Source organism: Cellulomonas sp. plas2, assembly GCF_057221735.1.
In genome coordinates this window covers 618,041-641,401 of record NZ_CM170155.1, presented here as the reverse complement: position 1 = coordinate 641,401, position 23,361 = coordinate 618,041, and the positions used below count along the sequence as shown (strand labels likewise).

20 protein-coding genes are annotated in these 23,361 nt (G+C 76.2%); 10 read left to right on the top strand and 10 right to left on the bottom strand.

Annotated features, from left to right (window positions below):
- Positions 1 to 248: 248 nt before the first annotated feature.
- The gene (locus tag AC2TDM_RS02905; RefSeq protein ID WP_484635765.1) at positions 249 to 965 is read right to left on the bottom strand and encodes a DsbA family oxidoreductase; all 717 of its coding nucleotides are present in this window, start codon (positions 963 to 965) and stop codon (positions 249 to 251) included.
- A gap of 201 nt (positions 966 to 1,166) precedes the next feature.
- Here AC2TDM_RS02905 and AC2TDM_RS02900 point away from each other — a divergent pair, with 201 nt between their 5' ends.
- The gene (locus AC2TDM_RS02900; RefSeq protein WP_175499517.1) at positions 1,167 to 1,307 is read left to right on the top strand and encodes a hypothetical protein; all 141 of its coding nucleotides are present in this window, start codon (positions 1,167 to 1,169) and stop codon (positions 1,305 to 1,307) included.
- A 233-nt stretch (positions 1,308 to 1,540) separates the two neighbouring features.
- A complete protein-coding gene (locus AC2TDM_RS02895) occupies positions 1,541 to 2,071 on the top strand; it encodes a DsbA family protein (RefSeq protein ID WP_090033281.1) in 531 nt (176 codons plus the stop codon).
- A 33-nt stretch (positions 2,072 to 2,104) separates the two neighbouring features.
- Here AC2TDM_RS02895 and nhaA read toward each other — a convergent pair whose 3' ends face one another.
- Both nhaA and AC2TDM_RS02885 read right to left on the bottom strand, forming a co-directional pair.
- Positions 2,105 to 3,457, bottom strand: coding sequence for a Na+/H+ antiporter NhaA (nhaA, locus tag AC2TDM_RS02890; protein WP_239078822.1), 1,353 nt, complete (start codon positions 3,455 to 3,457; stop codon positions 2,105 to 2,107).
- A gap of 386 nt (positions 3,458 to 3,843) precedes the next feature.
- The gene (locus AC2TDM_RS02885; RefSeq protein WP_090033278.1) at positions 3,844 to 4,125 is read right to left on the bottom strand and encodes an adhesin; all 282 of its coding nucleotides are present in this window, start codon (positions 4,123 to 4,125) and stop codon (positions 3,844 to 3,846) included.
- A 326-nt stretch (positions 4,126 to 4,451) separates the two neighbouring features.
- Between AC2TDM_RS02885 and galK the strand changes: the two genes are divergently transcribed.
- The 4 genes from galK to AC2TDM_RS02865 all read left to right on the top strand — a co-directional run bounded on the left by galK (position 4,452) and on the right by AC2TDM_RS02865 (position 9,604).
- Complete coding sequence (gene galK / locus AC2TDM_RS02880) at positions 4,452 to 5,672, top strand: galactokinase (protein ID WP_484635764.1); 1,221 nt, start codon at positions 4,452 to 4,454, stop codon at positions 5,670 to 5,672.
- A 40-nt stretch (positions 5,673 to 5,712) separates the two neighbouring features.
- Complete coding sequence (locus tag AC2TDM_RS02875) at positions 5,713 to 7,095, top strand: UTP--glucose-1-phosphate uridylyltransferase (protein ID WP_484635763.1); 1,383 nt, start codon at positions 5,713 to 5,715, stop codon at positions 7,093 to 7,095.
- A gap of 74 nt (positions 7,096 to 7,169) precedes the next feature.
- A complete protein-coding gene (locus tag AC2TDM_RS02870) occupies positions 7,170 to 9,071 on the top strand; it encodes an AlkA N-terminal domain-containing protein (RefSeq protein ID WP_484635762.1) in 1,902 nt (633 codons plus the stop codon).
- On the top strand, positions 9,068 to 9,604 hold the full coding sequence (locus AC2TDM_RS02865) for a methylated-DNA--[protein]-cysteine S-methyltransferase (RefSeq protein WP_090033274.1): 537 nt from the start codon (positions 9,068 to 9,070) through the stop codon (positions 9,602 to 9,604). The genes AC2TDM_RS02870 and AC2TDM_RS02865 overlap by 4 nt, the downstream gene beginning before the upstream one ends.
- A 123-nt stretch (positions 9,605 to 9,727) precedes the next feature.
- Here the strand turns inward: AC2TDM_RS02865 and AC2TDM_RS02860 are convergent, their stop codons facing one another.
- The 4 genes from AC2TDM_RS02860 to AC2TDM_RS02845 form a co-directional block, all read right to left on the bottom strand.
- On the bottom strand, positions 9,728 to 10,663 hold the full coding sequence (locus tag AC2TDM_RS02860) for a prenyltransferase (protein WP_090033416.1): 936 nt from the start codon (positions 10,661 to 10,663) through the stop codon (positions 9,728 to 9,730).
- 318 nt (positions 10,664 to 10,981) lie between these two features.
- Positions 10,982 to 12,649 (bottom strand): phytoene desaturase family protein, encoded by a 1,668-nt coding sequence (crtI, locus tag AC2TDM_RS02855; RefSeq protein ID WP_484635761.1) that lies wholly within the window; start codon positions 12,647 to 12,649, stop codon positions 10,982 to 10,984.
- The gene (locus tag AC2TDM_RS02850) at positions 12,646 to 13,776 is read right to left on the bottom strand and encodes a phytoene/squalene synthase family protein (protein ID WP_484635760.1); all 1,131 of its coding nucleotides are present in this window, start codon (positions 13,774 to 13,776) and stop codon (positions 12,646 to 12,648) included. Before AC2TDM_RS02850 ends, crtI begins: the two co-directional genes overlap by 4 nt.
- Positions 13,763 to 15,040, bottom strand: a complete 1,278-nt coding sequence (locus tag AC2TDM_RS02845) for a polyprenyl synthetase family protein (protein WP_484635759.1) — start codon at positions 15,038 to 15,040, stop codon at positions 13,763 to 13,765. Before AC2TDM_RS02845 ends, AC2TDM_RS02850 begins: the two co-directional genes overlap by 14 nt.
- Before the next feature lie 352 nt (positions 15,041 to 15,392).
- Between AC2TDM_RS02845 and galE the strand changes: the two genes are divergently transcribed.
- Positions 15,393 to 16,352, top strand: coding sequence for a UDP-glucose 4-epimerase GalE (gene galE / locus AC2TDM_RS02840; protein ID WP_484635758.1), 960 nt, complete (start codon positions 15,393 to 15,395; stop codon positions 16,350 to 16,352).
- 176 nt (positions 16,353 to 16,528) lie between these two features.
- Here galE and AC2TDM_RS02835 read toward each other — a convergent pair whose 3' ends face one another.
- Positions 16,529 to 18,034: an HNH endonuclease signature motif containing protein gene (locus tag AC2TDM_RS02835; RefSeq protein WP_484635757.1), complete on the bottom strand. Its 1,506-nt coding sequence runs from the start codon at positions 18,032 to 18,034 to the stop codon at positions 16,529 to 16,531.
- A 508-nt stretch (positions 18,035 to 18,542) separates the two neighbouring features.
- Between AC2TDM_RS02835 and AC2TDM_RS02830 the strand changes: the two genes are divergently transcribed.
- On the top strand, positions 18,543 to 19,070 hold the full coding sequence (locus AC2TDM_RS02830) for a hypothetical protein (protein WP_090033199.1): 528 nt from the start codon (positions 18,543 to 18,545) through the stop codon (positions 19,068 to 19,070).
- A 52-nt stretch (positions 19,071 to 19,122) separates the two neighbouring features.
- Here the strand turns inward: AC2TDM_RS02830 and AC2TDM_RS02825 are convergent, their stop codons facing one another.
- Positions 19,123 to 20,070, bottom strand: a complete 948-nt coding sequence (locus AC2TDM_RS02825) for an LLM class flavin-dependent oxidoreductase (RefSeq protein ID WP_090033197.1) — start codon at positions 20,068 to 20,070, stop codon at positions 19,123 to 19,125.
- Between the two features lie 77 nt (positions 20,071 to 20,147).
- Here AC2TDM_RS02825 and AC2TDM_RS02820 point away from each other — a divergent pair, with 77 nt between their 5' ends.
- Positions 20,148 to 20,618, top strand: a complete 471-nt coding sequence (locus AC2TDM_RS02820; RefSeq protein WP_090033196.1) for an SRPBCC family protein — start codon at positions 20,148 to 20,150, stop codon at positions 20,616 to 20,618.
- Between the two features lie 44 nt (positions 20,619 to 20,662).
- Here the strand turns inward: AC2TDM_RS02820 and AC2TDM_RS02815 are convergent, their stop codons facing one another.
- Positions 20,663 to 21,238: a helix-turn-helix domain-containing protein gene (locus AC2TDM_RS02815; RefSeq protein WP_484635756.1), complete on the bottom strand. Its 576-nt coding sequence runs from the start codon at positions 21,236 to 21,238 to the stop codon at positions 20,663 to 20,665.
- A gap of 48 nt (positions 21,239 to 21,286) precedes the next feature.
- Here AC2TDM_RS02815 and AC2TDM_RS02810 point away from each other — a divergent pair, with 48 nt between their 5' ends.
- Positions 21,287 to 23,257 (top strand): FAD-dependent oxidoreductase, encoded by a 1,971-nt coding sequence (locus AC2TDM_RS02810; RefSeq protein WP_484635755.1) that lies wholly within the window; start codon positions 21,287 to 21,289, stop codon positions 23,255 to 23,257.
- The last annotated feature ends 104 nt before the right edge of the window (positions 23,258 to 23,361 follow it).

Here is a 23,361-nt window from a genome sequence, read left to right as displayed (position 1 = left end):
GAGAGGTGCGCTGCTCGGGGGCCGGACCCTGCCCGTCGGCACGCTGCCCGTCCCCGGCACGCTGCCCGTCCCCGGCACGGCGCCCGTCCCCGCACGGCGCCCGTCCCCGGCACGGTCCTCGTCCTCGTCCCCGGCTCCGGCTCCGGCCGTCCCGCCAGCACCTGCGGGGACGCACCCGTCGGTCCCGCACACCGCGGCGTCGTCGTCGCCGAGGAGGACGAGCCCCACGAGCGCCGGCCGCGGCGCGCTCACCGGTCGTCGTCCGCGACGTCGGCGGCAGCGCGGTCCGCGGCGGCCCGCTGGAGCGCCCCGATGAACACCGCCGGGTCCTGGGCGCCGGAGACGCCGTACCGCCCGTCGACGACGGTGAACGGCACGCCGGAGATGCCGAGCTCCCGCGCGAGCGCCAGGTCGTCCTGCACGGCGGCCGCGTACCGGTGGTCGGCCAGCGCCGCGCGGACCTCGTCGGCGTCGAGCCCCGCCTCCGCGGCCAGCGCCACGAGGTCGCCCGTGCGCCCCACGTGCCGTCCCTCGGTGAAGTGCGCGCGGAAGAGCCGCTCGAGCACCTCGCCCTGGCGGCCGCGGTCCGCGGCGAGGTGCAGGACCTCGTGCGCCGGCAGGGTCGTCGTGTGCTGCGCCCGGTCGAGGTGGTACTCGAGCCCCACCGATGCCGCGATCTGCGTGACCTGGTCCTGCATCGTCCGCACCTGCTCGAGCGGCAGGCCCTTGTGCGCCGCCAGGAACTCGGTCGACGTGCCCGCGAAGTCGACGGGCGTGTCGGGGGCGAGCTGGAAGGAGTGGTAGGTGACGTCGACGGACGCGCCGGGCCCCGCGTCCTGCTGCCAGCGCGTCACGGCCTCCTCGAAGCGGCGCCGCCCGATCCAGCACCACGGGCACACGACGTCGGACCAGACGTCGACCCGCAGCGTGACGTCGGTGGGGGTCTGCGTCGTCGGGAGGCTCATGCCGCGTCGAACGGCTCGGCATCGCACGGCATTCCCGGCTCTGTCCCGGGTCGACGGCGTCACCGGTGGTCGCAGGTGGGGTCGCGCGGCAGCCGTCGGCGTCGTAGCGTCGGGCCGCGGGCCGCCGGCCCGCGCGGCGGTGCGCCCGTGCTCGTCGAGCGACGGGCCGCCACCACCGCCCACGCGACGGAGGGACCGACCATGGGATTCCTGGGCAAGGCGCTCAAGAGCGGGGCCGCGCTGCAGGCCGCCCGCATCGTGCAGCGCGAGATGGCCAAGCCGCAGAACCAGCGCAAGGCCAAGGAGCTGCTGTCGAAGGTGACGGCCAAGCGCCCCCGCTGACCGCGCACCTCGCACGACCGCACCTCGCACGACCAGCACCTCGCACGACCAGCACCTCGCAGGACCAGCACCTCGCAGGACCAGCACCTCGCACGACCAGCACCTCGCACGACCAGCACCTCGCAGGACGTGCACCTCGCACGGACGCCGCCGGCCGGCCACCCCCAGGGTGGCCGGCCGGTGCTCTGTCCGGGCTCTGTCCGGGCGGCCCTGCCGCGTGCGACCCTCTGGCCGTGACCCAGACGCAGACGCCGCCGGGCGGCACCGCCGGCGCACCGGACCTCGACCGGCACGTGCGCGGCGATGTCGCCGCCCCCATCACCGTCGTCGAGTACGGCGACCTCGAGTGCCCCTACTGCGCGGCGGCGGCACCTGTGCTGACGCGGCTCGTCGACGAGTCCGACGGAGCCGTGCGCCTCGTCTTCCGCCACTTCCCGCTCTTCACCAAGCACCCCTTCGCGCTGACGGCGGCGCTGGCCACCGAGGCGGCGGGCGACCGCTTCTGGGACCTGCACGACGTGCTCTTCCGGCACCAGGACCGGCTCACCGACCCGGACCTGGAGGCGTACGCCGCCGACCTCGGCATCACGGGACCCGTCACGGGCGCCGCCGTGCAGGTGCACCGGGGGGCGGTCGAGGCCGACTACCGCTCCGGAGGCGGCCACGGCGTGCGCGGCACCCCGACGCTGCTGGTCGACGGCCGGATCTACCGGGGCCGCGTCGAGCTGGCCGAGCTGCGCGCGGCGCTGGGCCTGCACCGCTGACAGCGTCGGGACTCCGTCCTCGGTGGCCTTCGGCTACCGGGTCGTCGTCGGGTCCTCCCACGGCCCGGACGGCAGGTCCGGCAGCCCGTTCCCGCCGTCGTCCACCGTGCACAGCGGCAGCCGCTCCCCGAGGTAGCGCAGGACGAGGGAGCCGAGCACCGCCGCGAGCAGCGACCCCGCCAGGACGCCGATCTTCGCCTCGTCGCGCAGCACGGGGTCGTCGAAGGCGAGGTCGGTGATGAACAGGGAGATGGTGAACCCGATGCCCGCCAGCATCGCGCCGCCGACGAGGTGCCCGTAGCGCAGCGTCCCCGACAGGTGCCCCATCCCGGTGCGCAGCGCGACCCCCGCCGCCACGGAGATGCCTATGGCGTTCCCGACGACGAGCGCGAGCACGATGCCGAGGGTCACGGGGCTCGTCGCCGCCGCGCGCAGCACCGGCCCCGTCAGCTCGACCCCGGCGTTCGCCAGCCCGAACAGGGGCACGACGACGAACGCGCTGACCGGGTGCAGGGCCGCCTGCAGCCGGTCGTTGGCGGGGATCGTCGCGCGCACGGCGGTCGTCGCCAGGCGGGCGCGCTGCGGTGAGGCGTGCTCCGCGAGCGCGCGCCCGTACAGGCGCAGCCGCTCGCGCTGCGACGGGTCGACGCGCGCGGCGGGCACCAGGACCCCGACGAGCACCCCCGCCAGCGTCGGGTGCACCCCCGAGGCGAGCACCGCGCCCCACAGCGCGAGCCCGACGAGCACGTAGGGCGGCAGCTGCCACACCCGCGCCCAGCGCATCCCCGCCAGCACGGCGACGAGCACGCCGCACGCGACGAGCGCCGGGACCGACACCTCGTCGGTGTAGAAGATCGCCATGACCGCGACGGCGCCGATGTCGTCGACGATCGCGAGCGTCAGCAGGAACAGCCGCAGCTGGTCCGGGCACCGCGGCCCGAACAGCGCGAGGACGCCGACGAGGAACGCCGTGTCCGTCGACATCGGGATGCCCCAGCCGGCCGCCGCCGGCCCCGTGGGGTTGACCAGCAGGTACAGCAGCGCGGGCAGCGCCAGCCCGCCGAGCGCCCCGAGCGCCGGCACGACGACCGCCCGCGGGTCCCGCAGCTCCCCCACGGTGACCTCGCGGCTGATCTCCAGCCCGACGGCGAGGAAGAACAGCGCCATGAGCCCGTCGTTGACCCAGTGCTGCAGGGACATCGTCAGGCCGCCGTCGCCCACGACGACGCCCGCCTCGGTGTGCCAGAAGGCGTCGTAGCTGCCGCCGGGCAGGTTGGCCCAGACCAGCGCGAGCACGGTGGCGGCGAGCAGGAGCGAGGCGCTCCCCGACTCCGTGGCGAGGAACCGTCGCAGCGGCTGGGCGACGTACGGCACGGGGACGGTCACCCGCGCCTGCGGGCCCGGCCGCGCCGGGAGGGCGGTGGTGGGCTGGGCGGTCAGGGTCGCCTCCCTCGTCGGGCCCGCGGGCGGGCGATGCTGGGAACGGCGCCGGACGACGCCGCGGCCCCAGGATGCCGGAGCACCGCCCGCTACGGGACCCGTCCGCGCCAAGGCTGTGGAGGACCGGCGCATTCCCACCCCTCCACGCCCACCCCTCCGCGCCCGGCCCGAGGCACCTGGCCCGAGGCACCTGCCCCGAGGCAACTGCCCCGACGCGACTGCCGGAGGCGACTGCGGACGCGACGGCGGACGCGACGAGGGCCGGCACCCCGAGCGGGTACCGGCCCTCGTCGTGCCCCGGGGGGGCGGTGGCGTTCCTCGGGCGCGCGGCGTCAGGCCTGCGGCGCCAGCACGAACCCGGCGCCACCGGCGGCCGGGTCGGTGTCGAGCTGCAGGTCGGCCAGCGTCTCCGACGAGACGGGCGACAGGAAGACGGTGGCCTCCGCGTCGCCGACGACGTCGTCGCCGGGAACGGCCTCCGGGACGAGCGCGAGCTCGAAGGCGCCGGTGCCGGCGTCGGACTCCGCGATCCGCAGGCCGCCGGAGGACGGCAGCCCCGCGCTCTGCGTGAGGTCGCGGACGGCGGTGCGGGCGTTGTCGGTCAGGGTGAGCACGGGCGTGCTCCTCTCGGTGTCGAGGTGCGGGTCCGACGCGCGCTGACGTGCCGCCGGATCCCCTCGGGCCCCTCCACCGTGCGGGGCGGTCGCGCGGCGCCGCAACCTCCCGGGCGGGTCCTCCCACGCAGCGGGACCGGGCACATCCGCTGGGCGGACCGGCCGACGAGGATGCCGCCGATCGCCCACACTCCGCGCCCGGCAGGCTCCGCACGGGCCAGGTCGCCGGCGACGGGAGGGGCGGTAGCGCGGGGCCAGGTCGCCGGCGACGGGAAGGGCGGGAGCGCGGGCGTGGGCCCATCCGCGCGCCGATAGGCTGCGGGACCGTGAGCACCGTCGCGCATCCCGACCGCCCCGTCCGCTGGTCCGAGGCATGGTCGGACGAGGAGGGCGCCGCGCGCGCGGCCGAGCTCTTCCGCCGCACCTACGGCCGCGAGCCCGAGGGCGTGTGGGCCGCGCCGGGGCGGGTCAACCTCATCGGTGAGCACACGGACTACAACGGCGGGCTCTGCCTGCCGATCGCCCTGCCGCACCGGACGTTCGTCGCGCTCGCGCGGCGGGACGACGGCGGTGCCGGGCTCGTGTCGGATCTCGCGCCCGAGCGCCCCTGGCGCGGGCGCGTGGCGGACGTGGCGCCCGGGACGGTGGAGGGTTGGGTGACGTACGCCGCCGGGGTGGCGTGGGCGCTGGCGGAGGACGGCCTCGCCGTCGGCGGGTTCGACGCGGCGGTCGCGTCCTGCGTGCCGCTGGGTGCCGGGCTGTCGTCGTCCGCGGCCCTCGAGTGCTCCGTCGCGGTGGCGCTGGACGAGGCGTACGGACTCGGGCAGGGCGGCGACGACGCCCGCCGCAGCCGCCTCGTCACCGCGTGCATCCGCACCGAGAACGAGGTGGCCGGGGCCGCCACCGGCGGCATGGACCAGGCCGCCAGCCTGCGATGCCACGAGGGCCACGCGCTCCTGCTCGACACGCGCGACGACTCCGTGACGCAGGTGCCGTTCGACCTGGCCGGTGCCGGGCTCGAGCTCCTCGTCATCGACACGAAGGCCCCGCACAGCCTCAACGACGGGCAGTACGCCGCCCGCCGGGCGACCTGCGAGGCGGCGGCCCGCGTCCTCGGCGTCGGCACGCTGCGGGAGGTGACGGACCTGCCCGCGGCGCTCGCCGCCCTGGACGACGAGGAGCAGCGCAGGCGCGTGCGGCACGTCGTGACGGAGATCGCGCGCGTCGAGGACTTCGCCGCGGAGGTCCGCGCCGGCCAGGTGCGCCAGGTGGGCCACCTCATGGACGCCTCCCACGAGTCGCTGCGCGTGGACTACGAGGTCACGTGCCCGGAGCTCGACGTCGCCGTGGCGGCGGCCCGGGCGGCCGGCGCCCTCGGTGCGCGCATGACGGGCGGCGGGTTCGGCGGGTCGGCGATCGCGCTGGTGGAGGCCGGCTCGTCGCCGGCCGTGGCGGGGGCCGTCGCCGCGGCGTTCGCCGAGCAGCGCTTCGCCGCGCCGGAGTTCCTCGTCGCCGTCGCGTCCGGTCCCGCACGCCGCGTGTCCTGACGCCTCACCCGCGTCGGTGCTCCCCCCTACGATCGGCGCCATGAGCGACGAGGGACTGAGGCAGGCGCAGGAGAAGATGACGGCGGCGGGGGTCGCGCCCACCGCGATCGACGTCTTCACCCACTACTACCGCGAGCTCGAGGCCGGGGCGACGGGCCTCATCCGCGAGGAGACCATCCAGCCGCTGCTGGACCCGCCGCAGCTCGCCGACCTGGACGTCCCGGCGGACGCCGCCCGCGAGGCCCTGTCCCGCACGGCCGTCATCAAGCTCAACGGCGGCCTGGGCACCTCCATGGGCATGGACCGCGCCAAGTCGCTGTTGAGCGTCCGCGGCGGCCGGTCCTTCCTCGACCTCATCGTCGAGCAGGTGCAGCACGCCCGCGCCACGCATGGCGTCCGCCTGCCGCTGGTGCTCATGAACTCGTTCCGGACGCGGGAGGACACCCTCGCCGCGCTGGCCCGGCACGAGGGCCTCGAGGTGGACGGGCTGCCGCTGGACTTCCTGCAGAACCAGGAGCCGAAGCTCCGCGTCGACGACCTCACGCCCGTCTCCTGGCCGGCCGACCCGACGCTCGAGTGGTGCCCCCCGGGCCACGGCGACCTGTACACGGCGCTCCTCGCGTCCGGCGTGCTGCAGCAGCTCCTCGACGCGGGCTTCCGCTACGCGTCGGTGTCCAACTCCGACAACCTCGGCGCCGCACCGGACCCGCGCATCGCCGGGTGGTTCGCCGCCTCGGGCGCGCCCTACGCCGCGGAGGTGTGCCGGCGGACGGCGGCGGACCGCAAGGGCGGCCACCTCGCCGTGCGCAAGACCGACGGCCGCCTCATCCTGCGGGACACGGCGCAGACCGCCGACGAGGAGATGGACTTCTTCACCGACGAGCACCGCCACCCGTACTTCCACACGAACAACCTCTGGTTCGACCTCGAGCAGATCGCGGCGGCCCTCGGGGAGCGGGGCGCCGTGCTCGGCCTGCCGCTCATCCGGAACACGAAGACGGTCGACCCGACGGACGCCTCGTCGCCGGCGGTGTTCCAGATCGAGACGGCCATGGGGGCCGCCATCGAGGTGTTCGAGGGTGCGACGGCGATCGCGGTCGGCCGCGAGCGCTTCCTGCCGGTGAAGACGACGAACGACCTGCTCCTCGTCCGCTCCGACGCGTACGACCTCGGCGAGGACCGGACCCTGCGGCTCGCCGTGGAGAAGGCGCCGCTCGTCGACCTGGACAGCAAGGTCTACAAGACGGTCGGGGCGTTCGAGGCGCGTTTCCCGGCGGGGGCGCCGTCGCTGCGGGAGGCGTCGTCGTTCACGGTGCGGGGCGACTGGACCTTCGAGGACGGCGTCGTCGCGCGCGGGGCGGCGTCGGTCCCGGCCGAGGGTGCGCCGGGGACCGTCGCCGCGGGGACGGTCGTCGGGGGCTGAGGCAGCTCCCCACCGCCGTGTCGTGATCCTGCTGGCCCCCGCGCGGGCGGGCGGGGGAGGATCGCGGGGTGCAGATGGACGACGCAGCGCGGCGGGAGGCCGTCCGGAGCCGCGACCCGCGGTTCGACGGGCGGTTCGTGCACGCCGTGACGTCGACGGGCATCTACTGCCGGCCGTCGTGCCCGGCGCGCACCCCGCGTCCGGAGCACTCGCGGTTCCTGCCGACCCCGGCCGCCGCCCAGGCGGCGGGCTTCCGGGCGTGCAAGCGCTGCCGGCCGGACGCGGCGCCCGGGTCGCCGGAGTGGGACGTGCGCACGGACACGGCGGCTCGGGCGGTGCGGCTCGTCGAGGACGGACTGGTCGACCGGGCCGGCGTGCCGGCGCTGGCCGCGGCCGTGGGCTACAGCGTCCGGCAGCTCGAGCGGCTGCTGCTGGCCGAGCTGGGCGCCGGGCCGCACGCGCTCGCCCGGGCACGGCGGGCGCGGACCGCGCGGGCCCTCGTCGAGGGGACGGACCTGCCGCTGACGGAGGTCGCCTTCGCCGCCGGGTTCGCGTCGGTGCGCAGCTTCAACGACGTCGTCGCGCGCACCTACGGGGCGACCCCGTCCGCCCTGCGCGCGGCGGCCCGCGTCGGCGGGTCGGCCGTGGGGCCTGCGAGCGGCAGCGGGGTCGGCAGCGGGGTCGGCAGCGGGGTCGGAGGGCTCGCGGACGGCGGCACGACGACCCTGTCGCTGCGGCTGCCGTTCCGCGCCCCGCTCGAGCCGTCGAACCTGCTCGGCCACCTCGTCGCCACCGGTGTGCCCGGGGTGGAGGAGTGGCGTGACGGCGCCTACCGCTCGACCGTCCGTCTGCCGCACGCGTGGGGCGTCGTGGCCGTGCGCCGGCCGGTCGACGGTGCCTTCCCGGTGACCGTCCGGCTCGCGGACCTGCGGGACCTGGCGGCCGTCGTCGCCCGGACGCGTCGCCTGCTGGACCTCGACGCGGACCCGGAGGCCGTCGACGCGGCGCTCTCCCGCGACCCGGCGCTCGCACCGCTCGTCGCCGCCGTGCCGGGTCGTCGGGTGCCGCACCACCTCGACCCCGAGCAGATGGCGCTGCGGGCGGTCCTGGGGCAGCAGGTCTCGACCGCCGCGGCGCGCACCCACGCGGCCCGGCTCGTCGCGGCGCTCGGCACCCCCGTGCCGGACCCCGACGGCGGGCTGACCCACCTCTTCCCCACCGCCGAGCAGGTCCTCGCGGCGCCCGCCGAGGTGCTCGACGACGCCCTCCGCGTCCCCGCGAGCCGACGACGGACCGTGCTGGCCCTCGCGGGCGCGCTCGCCGAGGGCGCGGTCGTGCTGGACGCCGGCGCCGACGCGCACGCGGCCGAGGCGTCGCTCGCGGCGCTGCCCGGCATCGGCCCGTGGACGATCGGCACGATCGCCATGCGGGCCCTCGGCGACCCCGACGCGTTCCTCGTCGGCGACCTCGGCGTCCGCGCGGCCGGGCGGTCGATGGGCGTCCCGGACACGCCGCGCGCGCTCGAGATCTGGTCGCGGGCCTGGTCGCCGTGGCGGTCCTACGCCGTGCAGCACCTGTGGGCGCTGGCGACCCACGCCGTCAACGCCCTGCCGGGGGACGCCGCACCGCGCCCTGGGACGCCCGGCCGGCACGCGCTCACGGCCGAGCCCCCGTGCAGGCGGCCGACGTCCCGCCCGTCCCCGCGGCCCACCACGACACCGAGCACGGCACCAAGCACGGCACCGAGCACGGCACCGAGCACGGCACCGAGCACGGCACCGAGCACGGCACCGAGCACGGCACCCACCGCAGCGCCGACCACCGAACCGACCACGCCACCGAACGCGCCGCCGATCGCGGCACCGACTACGGCACCGACCACGGCACCGATCGCGGCACCGCACGTGGCACCGATCGCGGCCCCACCCTTGCCACCGACCGCAGCACCGCTCACGAAGGAGGACCCCGCGGCATGAGCCACCTCGTCGTCGACTCCCCGCTCGGACCGATCACGCTCGTCTCCGGCGACGAGGGTCCGGCCGCCGATCACCTCACCGGCGTGTACATGGGCGACCACCGGCACGCCCCGGACGCCTCCTGGTTCGGCCCTCTCGTCACGGCCGACGACGAGGACGCGCCGGCGGTGCTCGTCGCCGCCGCGGAGCAGCTGGCCGCGTTCTTCGCCGGGACGCGCCGCACGTTCGACCTGCCCACCGCCGCCACGGGCACGCCCTTCCAGGAGGCGGTGTGGGCGGCGCTGACGCGCATCCCCTACGGCGAGACGTGGTCGTACACGCGCCTGGCGGCGGAGATCGGGCGGCCGACCGCGATGCGCGCCGTCGGGCTCGCCAACGGCCGCAACCCCTTGAGCATCGTCGTGCCGTGCCACCGGGTGGTCGGTGCCGACGGCGCACCGCGCGGGTACGCCGGCGGTGCCGAGCGCAAGCTCGTGCTGCTGGCCCACGAGCGCGGCGTCCTCGCAGCGGTGCCGGAGCCCGCTGCGGGCTGACGACCGGGCCCGGAGGCCCCGGCAGCGCGACCGCACGGCAGGGCAGCCCGCCGCGTGGCCGTGCGCGCGTGCCGTGCGCGCGTGCCGTGCGCGCGTGCCGTGCGGCCTGCCCGGGCGTCCGCGTCAGGCTGTGGAGACCGGGCCGGTCGTGGGCGCATCCGTCCCGGCTCCCGCGACGTCCGTGCCCGGCCTCTCGACCGCTGCGGCGAGGAGCAGCATGGTCACCAGGGCACCCGCGACGAGGTTCAGCCACAGGAACGTCCGCCAGCCGTGGTTGGCACGCTCGCAGTCGTCGTCGCGGACGGACCAGAACCGGGCGGTGCTGGCCGCGTAGAGGAGCGGCAGCCCGGCGGCCAGGACCCCCGGCCAGGGCAGCACCAGCAGGACGGCGGCCGAGGCGACGTACGCGAGCGTCGCTCCGACGACCGTCGGGTGCGCGCCCAGCACGGTCGCCACCGAGGCGATCCCGCCCTCCCGGTCGGCCCGGACGTCCTGCACGGCCCCGAAGGCGTGCGACGCCATGCCCCACAGGACGAAGGCGACGAGCGCGGGCCAGGTCGTGCGCGCCGTCAGGTCGGCCCCTACCAGCACCAGCGCGTACAGCAGCGGCCCGACGAAGTGCATCGCCGACGTCAGCGAGTCCAGGACCGGCCGCTCCTTGAAGCGGAGGACCGGCGCCGAGTAGGCGACGACGAGGAAGAGGACAAGCGCGAGCGTCGCACCGGCGGCCGCCGATCCGACGGCGAGCAGGTAGGCGACGAAGGGCAGCACCGCGGCGGCGCAGGACCACAGGATCCGCCGGTGCACCGCTGCGGCGCGTGCCGGGTCGACGAGGCCGCCCTCGATCCCGCCCTTGCGCGGGTTCGCAAGGTCGCTGGCGTAGTCGAAGACGTCGTTGATGCCGTACATGAGCAGGTTGTAGGGCACGAGGAAGAACAGCGTCCCGACGACGAAGGTCGCGTCGACGCGTCCGTCGGTCGCCAGCAGGTACCCGGCCGCGAACGGGTATGCCGTGTTCACCCACGAGAACGGCCGCGAGGCGACCAGCACCTCCCGCACGAGCGCCCTCGTGCCGTCCTTCGTCGCCCGGGCCGTCACGCCGGCGCTCACCGCTGCCCCGTCGCCCGGGCCGTCACGCCGGCGCTCACCGCTGCCCCGTCGCCCGGGCCGTCACGCCGGCGCTCACCGCTGCCCCGTCGCGCGGGCCGTCACGCCGGCGCTCGCCGCTGCCCCGTCGCTGAGCTCACCGCGGCCCCACGAGGACACCCTCCGGCGGCGACCCGGCTCGTCGGGACTGATGGCAGCGCGTCGCGCGGTCACCGGGCGCTCATCCCGCACGCAGCACGCGGACGACCGGCACCACGCACCGCACCGCCCTCACGACGCCACCGTCAGCCGCTGCCACAGGCCCCGGGGCAGCGAGGCCGCGAGGTAGCCCGGCCGCAGCGGCGCGGGCAGCGGCGCGGCCGAGGTCTCGCCCAGCAGCCGCTTGACGACCAGCTCGGCGCTGATGAGGCACATCGGCAGCCCGACCCCCGGGACGGTCCCGCCACCGACGTGCAGCAGGCCGTCGACGTGCCGGGAGGCGTTGCCGGGACGGAAGAGCGCGCTCTGCCGCAGGGTGTGCTCCATGCCGAGGGCGGTCCCGCGCCACGCGTGCAGGTCGCGGGCGAAGTCGGCGGGCGTGACGACCCGCCGCGTCACCACGCGCTGCCGCAGGTCGCTGATCCCGGCCCAGGCCGCCACCTGGTCCAGCGCCCGGTCCGCGGCCGCCTCCATCCGCTCCCGCGACGCCGGATCGGCGCCCAGGGACGGGTCGGCCGGGAACGGCACGAGGACGAAGAGGTTCTCGTGGCCGGGCGGAGCGGCGGACGGGTCGGTGGCGGTGGTGCGGGAGACGTAGAGCGAGGCGGTCTCGGGCACGTGCAGGGTCGCCGGATCGGAGACGGCGTCGTCACCGAGGATCGCGGCGAAGTTGGCGGGCCAGTCGGCGGTGAAGAACAGGGAGTGGTGGGGCAGCTGCGGCAGCTCGCCACGGACGCCGACCATGACGAGCAGCGCGGAGATGCCGGGGCCATGCTGGTCCCAGGCCGCGGGCGGCAGGTCGGCGTGGCGCTCCTCGAGGAGCTCGGTCTCCGTGTGGTGCCGGTCGGCGGCGGAGACGACGACGTCGGCCGGCAGCACGGAGCCGTCGGCGAGGCGTACGCCCCGCACCCGGCCCGTCCGGCGGGGGCGGCGCAGCGAGGGCAGCGCGTCGTCGACCTCGATCGTCGTCACCTCAGCGCCCGTGCGGATGTCGACGCCCTCCCGGCGGGCGAGCCGCTCGAGGGCCTCGATGAGCGTGTACATGCCGCCCTGGGCGTAGCGGACCTTGTCCGCCAGGTCGAGGTGGCTCATGAGCGAGTACAGCGCGGGCAGCCGGTACGGCGACGAGCCGAGGAAGACGCCGTGGTAGCCCAGCACCTGCCGGAGCACGGGGTGCTGGACGGTCCCGGCGATGCGGTCGGCCATCGTCTCGGTGAGCAGGCCGCCCAGCGTCCCGAGGCGGGCCAGCACGTCCCGCCCGAGCGCGCGATCGGGACGCTCGAAGGTCGTGTAGAGGAAGTGGTCGAGGGCCGTCCGGTACGCGAGCGTGGAGCCCTCGACGTAGCGGCGGACCGCCTCCCCCGCGCCCGGCTCCAGCGCCTCGAAGGTCGCCCAGTTCTTCTCCGGCTCGGCGGAGACGTCGAGCGGCTGCGACACCTCCCCCGGCAGCTCCGGCTCCGGGAACACGCGGTACGCCGGGTCGAGCTCGACGAGGTCGAGGTGGTCCTCGACGCGCTCCCCGAGCAGCGCGAACGCGTGATCGAACGCCTCGGGCATGAGGTACCAGGAGGGGCCCGTGTCGAACCGGAACCCGTCCTGCTCCAGCGTGCCGGCGCGTCCGCCCACGCGTGCCGACCGCTCGAGGAGCGTCACCCGCGCCCCGCCGCGCGCGAGCAGCGCGGCGGTCGTCAGGCCGCCGATCCCCCCGCCGACGACGACCACCCGTCCTGCGCCGCTCACCCTCGTCCCGCCTCCGTCGTGCTCGTGCTGGTCGTGCTGGTCGTGCTGCCGGTACCGCTCGCGCTGGTCGCGGTGCCGGTGCCGCTCGTGCTGGTCGCGCTGGTCGTCACGGCGCCACGCGTGCTGGTCATGTCGGCGGTGGGCGTCGGGGCCGCGGCATCGCCGCGCGGGCTGCGCGCCCTCGTCGTGGACGGCGGCGACGACGACGGCCGCCGCGACGATCCCCCCGCCGCCTGGCCGCGACCACCGCGTCGGCGGTCCTCCGCCAGGGTCGTGGCCACCGCCCGCCCCACGAGCAGCAGCTTCTGCGGGTCGGGCACGCGCACCCGCCGCCGGGCCAGCTCCGCGGGGTCGGTGCGAGCGAGCCGGACGAGCAGGCCGTCGTACAGGGCCAGCGTCGCCGCGACCGCGCAGCGCGCCCGGAGGGGCAGGCGGGGCATCGCCGCGCGCGCCCGCGCCACGTCGTCGCCGATCTCGGCCAGCACGTCGCGCACCTGCGCAGGCGTCAGCGCGCGGGGGTCCAGGCCGGGGAAGTACGCACGACCGAGGTCGCCCGAGTCGGCACCCAGGTCGCGCAGGAAGTTGATCTTCTGGAACGCCGCACCCAGCGCCCGGGCGCCGTCGACGGTGGCCGCGTCCGGCGCGGGCGGCCTGCCCGCCCCGTCGGGACGGTCCGCGGCCAGGAAGACCTTGAGGCACATGACACCGACGACCTCGGCGGAGCCGTAGACGTACTGCTCGTAGCTGGACCGGTCGTGCTCGTGCACGGAGAGGTCCGCCCGCATGGACGCGAAGAACGGGTCGATCTCGCCCCGGTCGATCCCGGTGCGCCGGGCCGTGCGGGCGAACGCGTGCACGACGAGGTTCGTCGAGAAGCCCGTGCCCAGCGCGCGGCGCGTCTGCTCCTCGAGCTCGTCGAGCTCGGCCGCCGCCACCGGACCGCGGTACGTGTCGACGACCTCGTCGGCGAGCCGGACCAGGGCGTACACCGCCTCGATGTCCTGCCGGGCGCGGGCGCCCAGCAACCGCGTCCCGAGGCCGAAGGACGTCGAGTAGGCCGCCAGCACGTCGCGGCTGGCGCGCGCGGCGGTGGCGTCGTAGAGCGCGAGCCCGTCAGGCACCAGCACCACGCCCCTCCGCGGCCCGTCCGGGGACGCTGCGCCCGTCCGTCTCCGCCCCCCGCCCGACGAGGTCCTCCACCAGCCCGACGAGGTAGCCGGCCAGGGGCGGCGGCACGGTGGTGACGGCCAGGTCGTGCGCCCGCGTGGCAAGCGTGCGCGCCAGGTCGAGGGTCGCGGCGCGGGCACCCGTCTGCTCGAGCACGGCGCGCACGGCGGCGGCCCCGGACTCGTCGAGGTCGGCGTGCCCGACGAGCGCGTCCAGCACGTCGCGCTGCTGGGGGCTCGCGGCCGCGTAGGCCGCCCGGAGGAGCTGCGTGCGCTTGCCCTCGCGGAGGTCCGACAGCACCGACTTGCCCGTCGTGGCGGGGTCGGCGAAGACGCCGAGGTCGTCGTCCACGAGCTGGAAGGCGACCCCGAGCGCCTCGCCCACCTGCCGCAGGGACGCGACGGTGGCGTCGTCGGCACCCGCCAGGACCGCACCGGCACCGAGCGGGACACCGAAGGTGTACACGGCAGTCTTCAGGTGGGCGACCGCGAGGGTGTCGACGTCGGCGGGCGCGTGCAGCGCGGAGCGCACGTCGAGCAGCTCGCCGGCGACGGTCGTGGCGATGCCGTCCGCGAGCTGCTGCACGAGCACCAGCCGCACGGCCGGGTCGACCGGCGCGGCCGCGACGAGCGCGAACGCCTGCGCGATGGCCAGGTCCCCGCCCAGCAGCCCCGAGGCGACCACCTGGTCCTCGAGGCGGCGCCCCGCGGCGCCATCGGCCACGAGCCGCGCCCGGGCCGACCCGGCGACGTTGGGCACGCCGCGACGGACCTCGTCGTGGTCGAGGAGGTCGTCGTGCACGAGCATCGCCGTGTGGAGGACCTCCTGCGCCGCGGCCACGTGCGCGACGGCGGCGACGTCCGTGCCGCCGAGCCCGAGGTACGCCGCCACCGTCAGGTGCGGGCGCAGCATCTTGCCGCCGACCTGCCGGCTCAGGTCCTGCCACAGGGCGGTGTACTCGGCGGCCGTGCCTGCGGCCTCCGTCGTCCGGCGGTGCGTGACGTCCCGCAGCACCTCCTCGACCGCGCGCATCGCCGCACCGACGTCCTGCGCGAGCGCCACGACGTCCGGGTCCTGCGGCGAGGGCGCGTGCGCGGGCCCTCGGACCGCTCCCTCGTCGGGGAAGAGCAGGTCGTGACGCGCAGGTCCACCCGCTCGCCCACGCCCGGGACGGCTCGCCTCGGAGCGCACGCTGACGTCCTCGTCGGTGCGGTGCGGCTCCATGTCCACCTCCGGGTCGGTCCACCACCCTACTGATCGCGCGACCCGTCCCTTGGCCGGAACCGGGTGCCCCTCCCGACCCTGGCGTACCCGAGGTCCGTGCGCGCGCATTCCGACCTGCTGGTGTGGACGACGGCATCAGCGCGCTCTCAGCGCTGTGCTGCTCTCCGCGACCGCGACCGCGACCGCGGCCCTCGACACCACCGGCCTCGCTCGCGCCTGCCCCGGCGCCCGTCCGCGCACGCATCCCCAGCGACCACCCGCTCGGGCGCCGTCCGTATCCGCGCGACGACGTCCGCCCCTCCGCGCGCGAAGCCGCCCGCTGGGCGGCCCGTCGCACCTAGACTCACGGCCCGTGACGTGGATGGTGACGGGCGGGGCGGGGTACATCGGGTCGCACGTGGTGCGGGCGTTCGGGCTGGTGGGCCTCCCGACGGTCGTGCTCGACGACCTGTCGAGCGGGCACCGCGGCTTCGTGCCCGACGAGGTGCCGCTCGTGGAGGGCTCGATCCTCGACACCGACCTCGTCGCGCGGACGCTGGCCGAGCACGACGTGGTCGGCGTGGTGCACCTGGCGGGGTTCAAGTACGCCGGCGTCTCCGTCGACCGACCGCTGCACACCTACGAGCAGAACGTCACCGGGACGGCGCACCTCCTCGAGGCCATGGCCGCGCAGGGGGTGCAGAACATCGTGTTCTCGTCCTCGGCGGCGACGTACGGGACGCCGGACGTCGACCTCGTGACGGAGGAGACGCCGACGGTCCCGGAGTCCCCCTACGGCGAGTCGAAGCTCATCGGGGAGTGGCTGCTCCGCGACCAGGGCCGCGCGGCCGGTCTGCGCCACACCTCGCTGCGCTACTTCAACGTCGTGGGGTCGGCGACCACCGACCTGTACGACACGAGCCCCCACAACCTCTTCCCGCTGGTGCTCGAGGCGCTGGCCGCGGGACGCACCCCGCGCATCAACGGCACGGACTACGCCACGCCGGACGGCACATGCGTGCGCGACTACATCCACGTCGCCGACCTGGCCGACGCCCACGTCGCCGCGGCCCGCACCCTCGCCGACGGCGGCACCCTGCAGCGCGTCTACAACCTCGGCTCCGGCGACGGTGTCTCGGTGCGGCAGATCATGGACGCGATGGCCCGGGTCACCGGCATCGACTTCACGCCCGACGAGGCTCCCCGACGGCCGGGCGACCCCGCCCGGATCGTCGCCTCCGGGGAGGCCGCGGCCCGGGACCTCGGCTGGACGATGCGCCACTCGCTCGACGACATGGTCCGCAGCGCCTGGGAGGCGCGCCAGGCGCACTGAGCACGAGCACGGCCAGCCGTCCGAGTCGGCGACGCGTGCCTCCGGGAGAGCCGACGGAGTCCGCGGAGTGCGCCTGCTCGAGAAGCCCCCAGGTCGGCAACCTGCGACTCCTCGAAAGCCCTCCGAGTCGGCGGCCTGCGCCTCATCGGTTGCCGTCCGAGTCGGCGGCGTGCTCCTCATGGCGAGCCGTCCGTCCCGGTCGGGCAGAGGTCGTCGCCGTCGTCGTCCGCCACGTCCTGCACGCCAGCGATGCCCGCGCCGGGCAGGGGTCGGCCGTGTCGGTCGGTGAAGTGCCACCGGGTGCCGCGGCGGGTGATCTCGATCCCGAGGGTGTGCACGCGGGCGTGGTGGTGCCAGCACAGCAGGACCCCCTTGCCGGCGTCGGTGTCGCCGCCGTCGCGGGCCCAGTGCCGCACGTGGTGCACCTCGCACAGCGCGGGTGGGGCGTCGCACCCCGGGAACCGGCACCGCCCGTCACGAGCCACGACCGCCCGGCGACGCGGCCCGGTGAACGTGCGCTGCGAGCGACCCACGTCCACGACCTCCGAGCGCGGCCCGAACACGATGCGCGAGACCACGCTGTCGCACGCCAGGCGCGCCAGCACCGAGGCCGGCACGGCCCCACCCCCGACCAGCTCGGCCACCCCGAACCGCTCGACGTCCGGTAGCCCGTCGTCCTCACCGTCACGCGGACCGCCACCCAACCCGCCGCCAGGCCCGTCAGGCAGCCCCTCTCCCGGTCTGACAGCCGCTGCGCCGTCCGGCGCGACAACTCCTGCGTCGGTCGATCTGGCTCCGGTCCCTCCGCCCGGCCCATCGCTGCCCGCCCGGCACACTGGCCCGGCCGCTGCCAACGACCCGCGCTCGTCCAGCAGGCCCGTCCCGGCCACGGCACGGCGCAAGGTGTCGAAGTCCACGACCACCGACAGGTGCGGGCGCTGCTCACCGACCGACCCGGCCAACCCGTGGTCCAACGTCAACCGCGCCAGGTCCACCAGCCCCTGCGCTCGCCGCTGCGAAGTCGTCCGCTGATCCCCCGCGACCGGCACGCCCATCACCATCTCCAACGCCGCACGCACCGTCGCGCCCGACTCCTCGGTCAAGAACCCCGACAGGTGATACCCACCCGTCGTAGCCGCCAGATCCACGAACTGACGCTCCTGCGCCTCCCGGAACCCCCGCTCATCGGCCTCCGGGTCCGCCGCCGCCGACCACCGCGAGACCAACCGACGGAACGACCCCACCGGCTGCACCCGCGCCTGCGCCAGCAAGAACCCCTCCCCCGCCACCGACCCCGCCTCCTGCAACGCGGCCACCCGCGCCGGTGTCGTGGCCGCCGAGGCGATCACCCGCGCCGCCTCCACGCCGATGTCCCCGGCCACGGCCGCACGCCCCGTGGCCGGCACCACCTCCTGCCAGACCCGCCCGGTACGCACCAACGCCGCCGCCCGCGCATGCGGCACCCGCCCCACCTCACCGACCCACCCCGCCAACGACCGGGCACCGGCCACCGCCCACAACCCGTCAGCCTCCACCACCGGCAACAACGCCGCCGCCACCGCCTCCAACCGCCCCGCCAACCGCAACGCCGCAGCCACCGCCTCCACCGCGCCCTGCCCCTCCACCGCCCGACCCCCCGGCCCCGCCGCCGCCAACACCGCCGCCACCGCATCGACCGCCACCTGCACAGCCGCCAACGCCGACCCCACCCCCACCACCCCGCTCAATCCCGCTCACCCCCGTCCCGACAATTTCCACCGCCCTCGACGACGAAGACGACAATGCCAGGCACCACCGACACGACACCGCGCCGGGAACAACGCTCAGGACCGGGACGAACAAGGGAAGGCGCGCGCATCAAGCCGCTGACCAGCGCAGATGCCGCTCGGGCACCACATCGCAGGATCCGGTAGCTCACCCCCCGCGGCCATGCGTCGAAAAGTTCGCCCGAAAGAGGGAAGAATGCGCCGAGCCGGCCACAGCCCTCATTTGAGTCGTGCCATCCACAGCTCTCTGGCAGTTTCGTGGACGGCAGCGATGCGATGGATGAACGGGTCGCGTGCGCGGTATTGGCGCGTGATGGAGCTGCTCCCTGCATCCTCGCCACTCACCACGATCGCGCCGGTGAGCCCGCGCGGTTGCTCCGCCCGCCGCTCTCTGCCTGTCGTCGAGGTCGTCGATGATCGATGCGTGGCTCTCGGCAGTCGGCAGCTCGCGGCGCATCACCGGCGGCCGCTGCAGCGCGTCGCCGCAGGCCTGTGGCGCATGGCGGCGGGGGCCGCGCTCGTCGCGGTCGTCGCCGGCATCTGGGGATACGACACGGCCCGGTCCGTCCGAGCCTTCGCGGCCGGCGCGACCACGACGACCGCCACCGTGGAGGCGTGCCACGGCGCAGGCCGCGCCGGGCCGCGGCAGTGCCGCCTCTCCTACGAGCTCGCCGACGGCACCGTGCAGACAGGGCACGTCGACGTCGACGACCTCGGGACCACCTCGACGGGCGCGCACGTCGAGGTGGAGTACGCCGACCGCCAGCCCTGGCTGGTCCGCGTCGCCGGGCAGGACACCGCGGCCAGCGGCGAGGGCACGTACCCGGTGGCCGTGGCCGCCGTCCTGTGCGCACTCGCGCTGGGGACGGTCGCGGCGCTCGTCGGCCGGGCTCGTCCCGCTCCCCCTGGACGCCATGCCGCGTCGCCGCCGTCACGCGCACTGCGCGCGTGACCGCGGGCGGCAACCGGCGGAGGTCACCCGGGAGCGCCGAGCTGGACCGCCCTCAGCCGCGCGCCGCCGGCCGTGGGGCGACCGGGAGCGCCTGCAGCGCCGGCAGGCGCTCGCTGAACGCCTCCGCGACGCGCTCGTCGCCGGCGTAGACGCCCTCCGCCCGCGGCCAGTGCAGGACCACGTCCGTGAAGCCCAGGGCCGCGGCCCGCTCCACGCCCTCGACCGCCAGGTCGACCGACGACAGGGCGAACCGCGGGGCGCCGTCGAGGCTGAGCACCCGGCGCAGCGGCGGGCGGCCGGCGGCGGCACGGCCCGCGGTGGCCTCAGCACGGTCGACGTCGTCGGACAGCGCGGCCAGCGCCTCCCACCAGCGCTCCTGGGCGGCGGCGGGCTCGTCGTCCAGGTCTTCCGGGCCGAGCGCCGGGCCGTAGGTCACCCAGCCCTCGCCCAGCCGGGCCGCCAGCGCCATGGTCCGCGGCCCGTTCGCGGCCACGAGGAACGGCGGCCGCGGCCGCGCGAGCGTCCCCGGGTGCATGCGCGCGCCGTGCGCCTCGTACGCCTCGCCGACGTGGTCGGTCACGGCCTGCGTGAGCAACCGGTCCAGCACGGCCACGAACTCCTCGAACCGGCGCGTGCGCTGTCCCCGCGTCGGCGCCGGTCCGAGCACGCCGGCGTCGAACCCCTCGCCGCCCGAGCCGATCCCGAGGAGGAACCGGCCACCGGACACGTCGTCGAGGCCCATGACGTCCTTGGCGAACGGGACGGGGTGCCGGAAGTTCGGCGATGCCACGAAGGTGCCGAGCGCGATGCGCTCCGTCACCGCCGCAGCCGCCGCGAGCAGCGGGACCGTCGCGAACCAGGGCTCGTCGACGAGGGACCGCCACGCCAGGTGGTCGTACGTCCAGGCGTGGTCGTACCCCCGCTCCTCCAGCTCCGTCCAGCGCCTCCGCGCGCGTGACCAGCGTTCCTGCGGCAGCAGCACCATCCCGACGGCGACCATGGCGCCGACCCTACGGCGGCCCACCGACACGGCACGGACCGGCGGCACGGCACCGCCGGCGCGACTAGCGTGCAGGCATGGAGACTGTCAGCCGTGTCGTGCACGCACCCGCCTCGGCCGTGCTGGCGGTGCTCGCGGACGGCTGGAGCTACGCCTCGTGGGTGGTCGGGGCGTCGCGCATCGAGGGTGTCGACCCGTCGTGGCCGGAGCAGGGGTCCCGCATCGCCCACTCGGTGGGTCCGTGGCCGGCCGTCATCGACGACATCACCGTCAGCCGCGGCTGGGACCCCGAGCACGGCATCCGGCTCCGGGCGCGGGGCTGGCCGCTCGGCGAGGCGCTCATCGTCGTGCACGTGGAGCCGCTGGGCGACGACCGGTGCCGTGTCGAGTTCGCCGAGGACGCCTCGTCCGGTCCCGGTCGGCTCGTGCCGCCGCCGCTGCGGCACCTCGTGCTGCGGTGGCGCAACATCGAGACGGTCAAGCGGCTCGCGCTGCTGGCCGAGCGGCCGAGCCCCGAGGTCGGTCGGCACCCGCACCCCGAGCGCTGACGTCGCCCGGCCGCCGGGCCGCCGGTCCGGCTCGCGCTCGCCCGTCACCCCTCGTGCAGGTGGGTCCGCTCGCCGTCGACGTCGAAGATCGACAGCACCTCGACCGTTCCCTCGTGCGCCAGGACCGCGTGCGGCACCATCGTCGAGAACGACGCCGCCTCCCCCGCGCGGACGAGCAGCACCCGGTCCCCGAGCTCGAGACGCACGGTCCCCGACAGCACGAGGAACCACTCCCGCCCCGGGTGGACCCGCCGCTCGGCGGGCTCGCGCGGACGGTCGGTGCCGATGCGCATCTTCGCGACGGTGATGCCGGGCAGCGCCCGTTCCGGTGACAGGAGCCAGGTGGTGAGCCCGGCGGCGTGCTGCGGCTCCGGGCGGATGACGACGTCGTCGTCACCCGCCGGCTCGACGAGCGCGTCGATGCTCGTGCCGAGGGCCCGGGCAAGCGGCACGAGCTGGTCGAACGCGAGCCGCCGGTGCCCGGTCTCGATGCGGCTGATCGTCGACGGGCTGAGGTGGCACCGGGCGCCGAGGGCGTCGAGGGACAGCCCGCGCGAGACCCGCAGGCTCCGCAGGCGCTGCCGGATGAGGTCCTCGGTGCCCAGCTCGTCTTGCTTCATGAGCAAGACCCTATGCCGCTAGAGCATGACCGACCTACCGTGACTCCCATGCACCAGCACAGGGACGACGAGCACCGGAACGACGAGCACCGGCACCAGCACGACGAGCGCCGCCACCAGGGTCCGACGCCGCACACGGCGCACGACGACGCCACCCTCGCGGACCTGCTCGACCTCGACGCATGCGTGCTGCGCCCCACGCTCGACGAGGTCGTCGCGTGGTCCGTCGCGCGGGCGACCGCCGGCGGGCGGCCCGTCCGCACGGTCGTCGACCTCGGCGCCGGCACGGGCTCCGGCACCCTCGCCCTGGCGCGCGCCCTGCCGGAGGCGCAGGTCGTCGCGGTGGACGTCTCGCCGGTCATGCTCGACCGGCTGGAGTCCGCGGCGCGCGCGGCGGGGGTCGGCGACCGCGTGCGGACGGTCCGCGCCGACCTCGACGCCGGCCTGCCCGCGGAGGTCGCGGGCGCCGACCTCGTGTGGGCGGCGTCGTCGCTGCACCACGTCGCCGACCCGGCCCGGCTGCTGCGGGAGGTGGCGGGGGCACTTCGCCCGGGAGGCACGCTCGTCGTCGTCGAGATGGACGACCGGCCCTGGTTCCTCCCGTCGCACGGCCAGCACGCGGTCCTCGAGCGCGACCTGCACGCCGCCGCCGACGCCCAGCACCACAACGCTCACCCGGACTGGACGGCGGACATCGCCGCAGCCGGGCTCGGCCCGGTCGTCACCGCGGGGTTCCGGGTGCGCACGGACGCGTCGCCGGACGAGCTCCTCGCGTGGGCGCACCTCCAGCTGACCCGGCTGCGCCAGGGGCTGGGCGACGGCCTCGACGACGACGGACGGGCCCTCCTCGACGCCCTGCTCGACGACGAGGACGCGCGCGCCCTCACCGCCGCCGACCTCGACGTCCGCGGCAGCCGGACCGCCTGGGCGGCGACGGCCCCCGACGAGCCGGCCGGGGCACCGGCGGACGTCGACGTGCTCGTCGTCGGGGGCGGCGCGGCCGGCCTGGCCGCAGCCGTGGTGCTCGGGCGCTCGCGCCGCTCGGTGCTCGTCGTCGACGGCGGTGAGCAGCGCAACGCCCCGGCGCACGGCGTGCACAACCTGCTCGGCCGGGAGGGCGTCGCGCCGCACGACCTCGTCGCCGCCGGTCGCACCGAGGCGCGCGCCCTCGGTGTCGCCGTCGTCGACGGCGAGGTCCGCGGCGCTCGGCGACGCGGCGAGGACCTGAGCGACGGGTTCGACGTCGACCTCGTCGTCCGCCCGAGCGGCGCGACCGGCACGACCGGCCCGACCGGCGCTGCCGGCGCGACCTCGACCGTCCGCGCCCGACGCATCGTCCTGGCCACCGGCCTCGTCGACGAGCTCCCCGACGTGCCGGGCCTGCGCGAGCACTGGGGCACGCGCGTCCTGCACTGCCCCTACTGCCACGGCTGGGAGGTGCGCGACCGCCGGCTCGTCGTGCTCGGCACGGGGGACGGCTCGTACCACCAGGCGCTCCTGTTCCGGCAGCTCACGCCGCACGTCACCGTGGTGCGGCACGCGATGCCGCCCCTCGACGACGAGCGCGCCGCGACGCTCGCCGCCCTGGGCGTCGAGGTCGTCGACGGCCCGGTCCTCCGGCTGGACCCCGTAGTCGCCGCGGGAGCGACCGCCGCCCTCACCGTTGTCCTCGCGGACGACCGGACCCTGCCCGCCGACGCCGTGGTCGTCGCCCCGCGCTTCGTGCCCCGGGCCGACCTCTACCTGTCCCTGGGCGGCACGCTCGTCGACCACCCGATGGGCGCGCAGCACGTGCCCACCGGGCCTCAGGGCCGGACCGACGTGCCGGGTGTCGTCGCCGCGGGCAACGTCGCCGACCTCGCCGCCACGGTGGCCGTCGCCGCGGCCGCCGGGCAGACCGCCGGCGCGGGCCTCAACGCCGACCTCGTCGAGGAGGACGCCGCCCGTGCGGTGCAGGCGTGGCGCGGGCGCGGGTCGCACGCGCCCGCCGTGGCGCACGCGGTCACGACCACCGCCTGACGGCACGGCCGACGGGCCCGTCCGCCACCGTCCGCCGACGGGCCCGTCCGCCACCGTCCGCCGACGGGCCCGTCCGCCACCGGTCACGGGGGGACCGGCGGCAC

What these genes read in the sequence shown, in the direction of transcription:
- AC2TDM_RS02815 (WP_484635756.1), bottom strand. Translation starts at nt 21,238, where the DNA reads ATGAAGCAAGACGAGCTGGGCACCGAGGACCTCATCCGGCAGCGCCTG.
- AC2TDM_RS02875 (WP_484635763.1), top strand. Translation starts at nt 5,713, where the DNA reads ATGAGCGACGAGGGACTGAGGCAGGCGCAGGAGAAGATGACGGCGGCG.
- AC2TDM_RS02810 (WP_484635755.1), top strand. Translation starts at nt 21,287, where the DNA reads ATGCACCAGCACAGGGACGACGAGCACCGGAACGACGAGCACCGGCAC.
- AC2TDM_RS02905 (WP_484635765.1), bottom strand. Translation starts at nt 965, where the DNA reads ATGAGCCTCCCGACGACGCAGACCCCCACCGACGTCACGCTGCGGGTC.
- AC2TDM_RS02820 (WP_090033196.1), top strand. Translation starts at nt 20,148, where the DNA reads ATGGAGACTGTCAGCCGTGTCGTGCACGCACCCGCCTCGGCCGTGCTG.
- AC2TDM_RS02825 (WP_090033197.1), bottom strand. Translation starts at nt 20,070, where the DNA reads ATGGTCGCCGTCGGGATGGTGCTGCTGCCGCAGGAACGCTGGTCACGC.
- AC2TDM_RS02865 (WP_090033274.1), top strand. Translation starts at nt 9,068, where the DNA reads ATGAGCCACCTCGTCGTCGACTCCCCGCTCGGACCGATCACGCTCGTC.
- AC2TDM_RS02900 (WP_175499517.1), top strand. Translation starts at nt 1,167, where the DNA reads ATGGGATTCCTGGGCAAGGCGCTCAAGAGCGGGGCCGCGCTGCAGGCC.
- AC2TDM_RS02870 (WP_484635762.1), top strand. Translation starts at nt 7,170, where the DNA reads ATGGACGACGCAGCGCGGCGGGAGGCCGTCCGGAGCCGCGACCCGCGG.
- AC2TDM_RS02845 (WP_484635759.1), bottom strand. Translation starts at nt 15,040, where the DNA reads ATGGAGCCGCACCGCACCGACGAGGACGTCAGCGTGCGCTCCGAGGCG.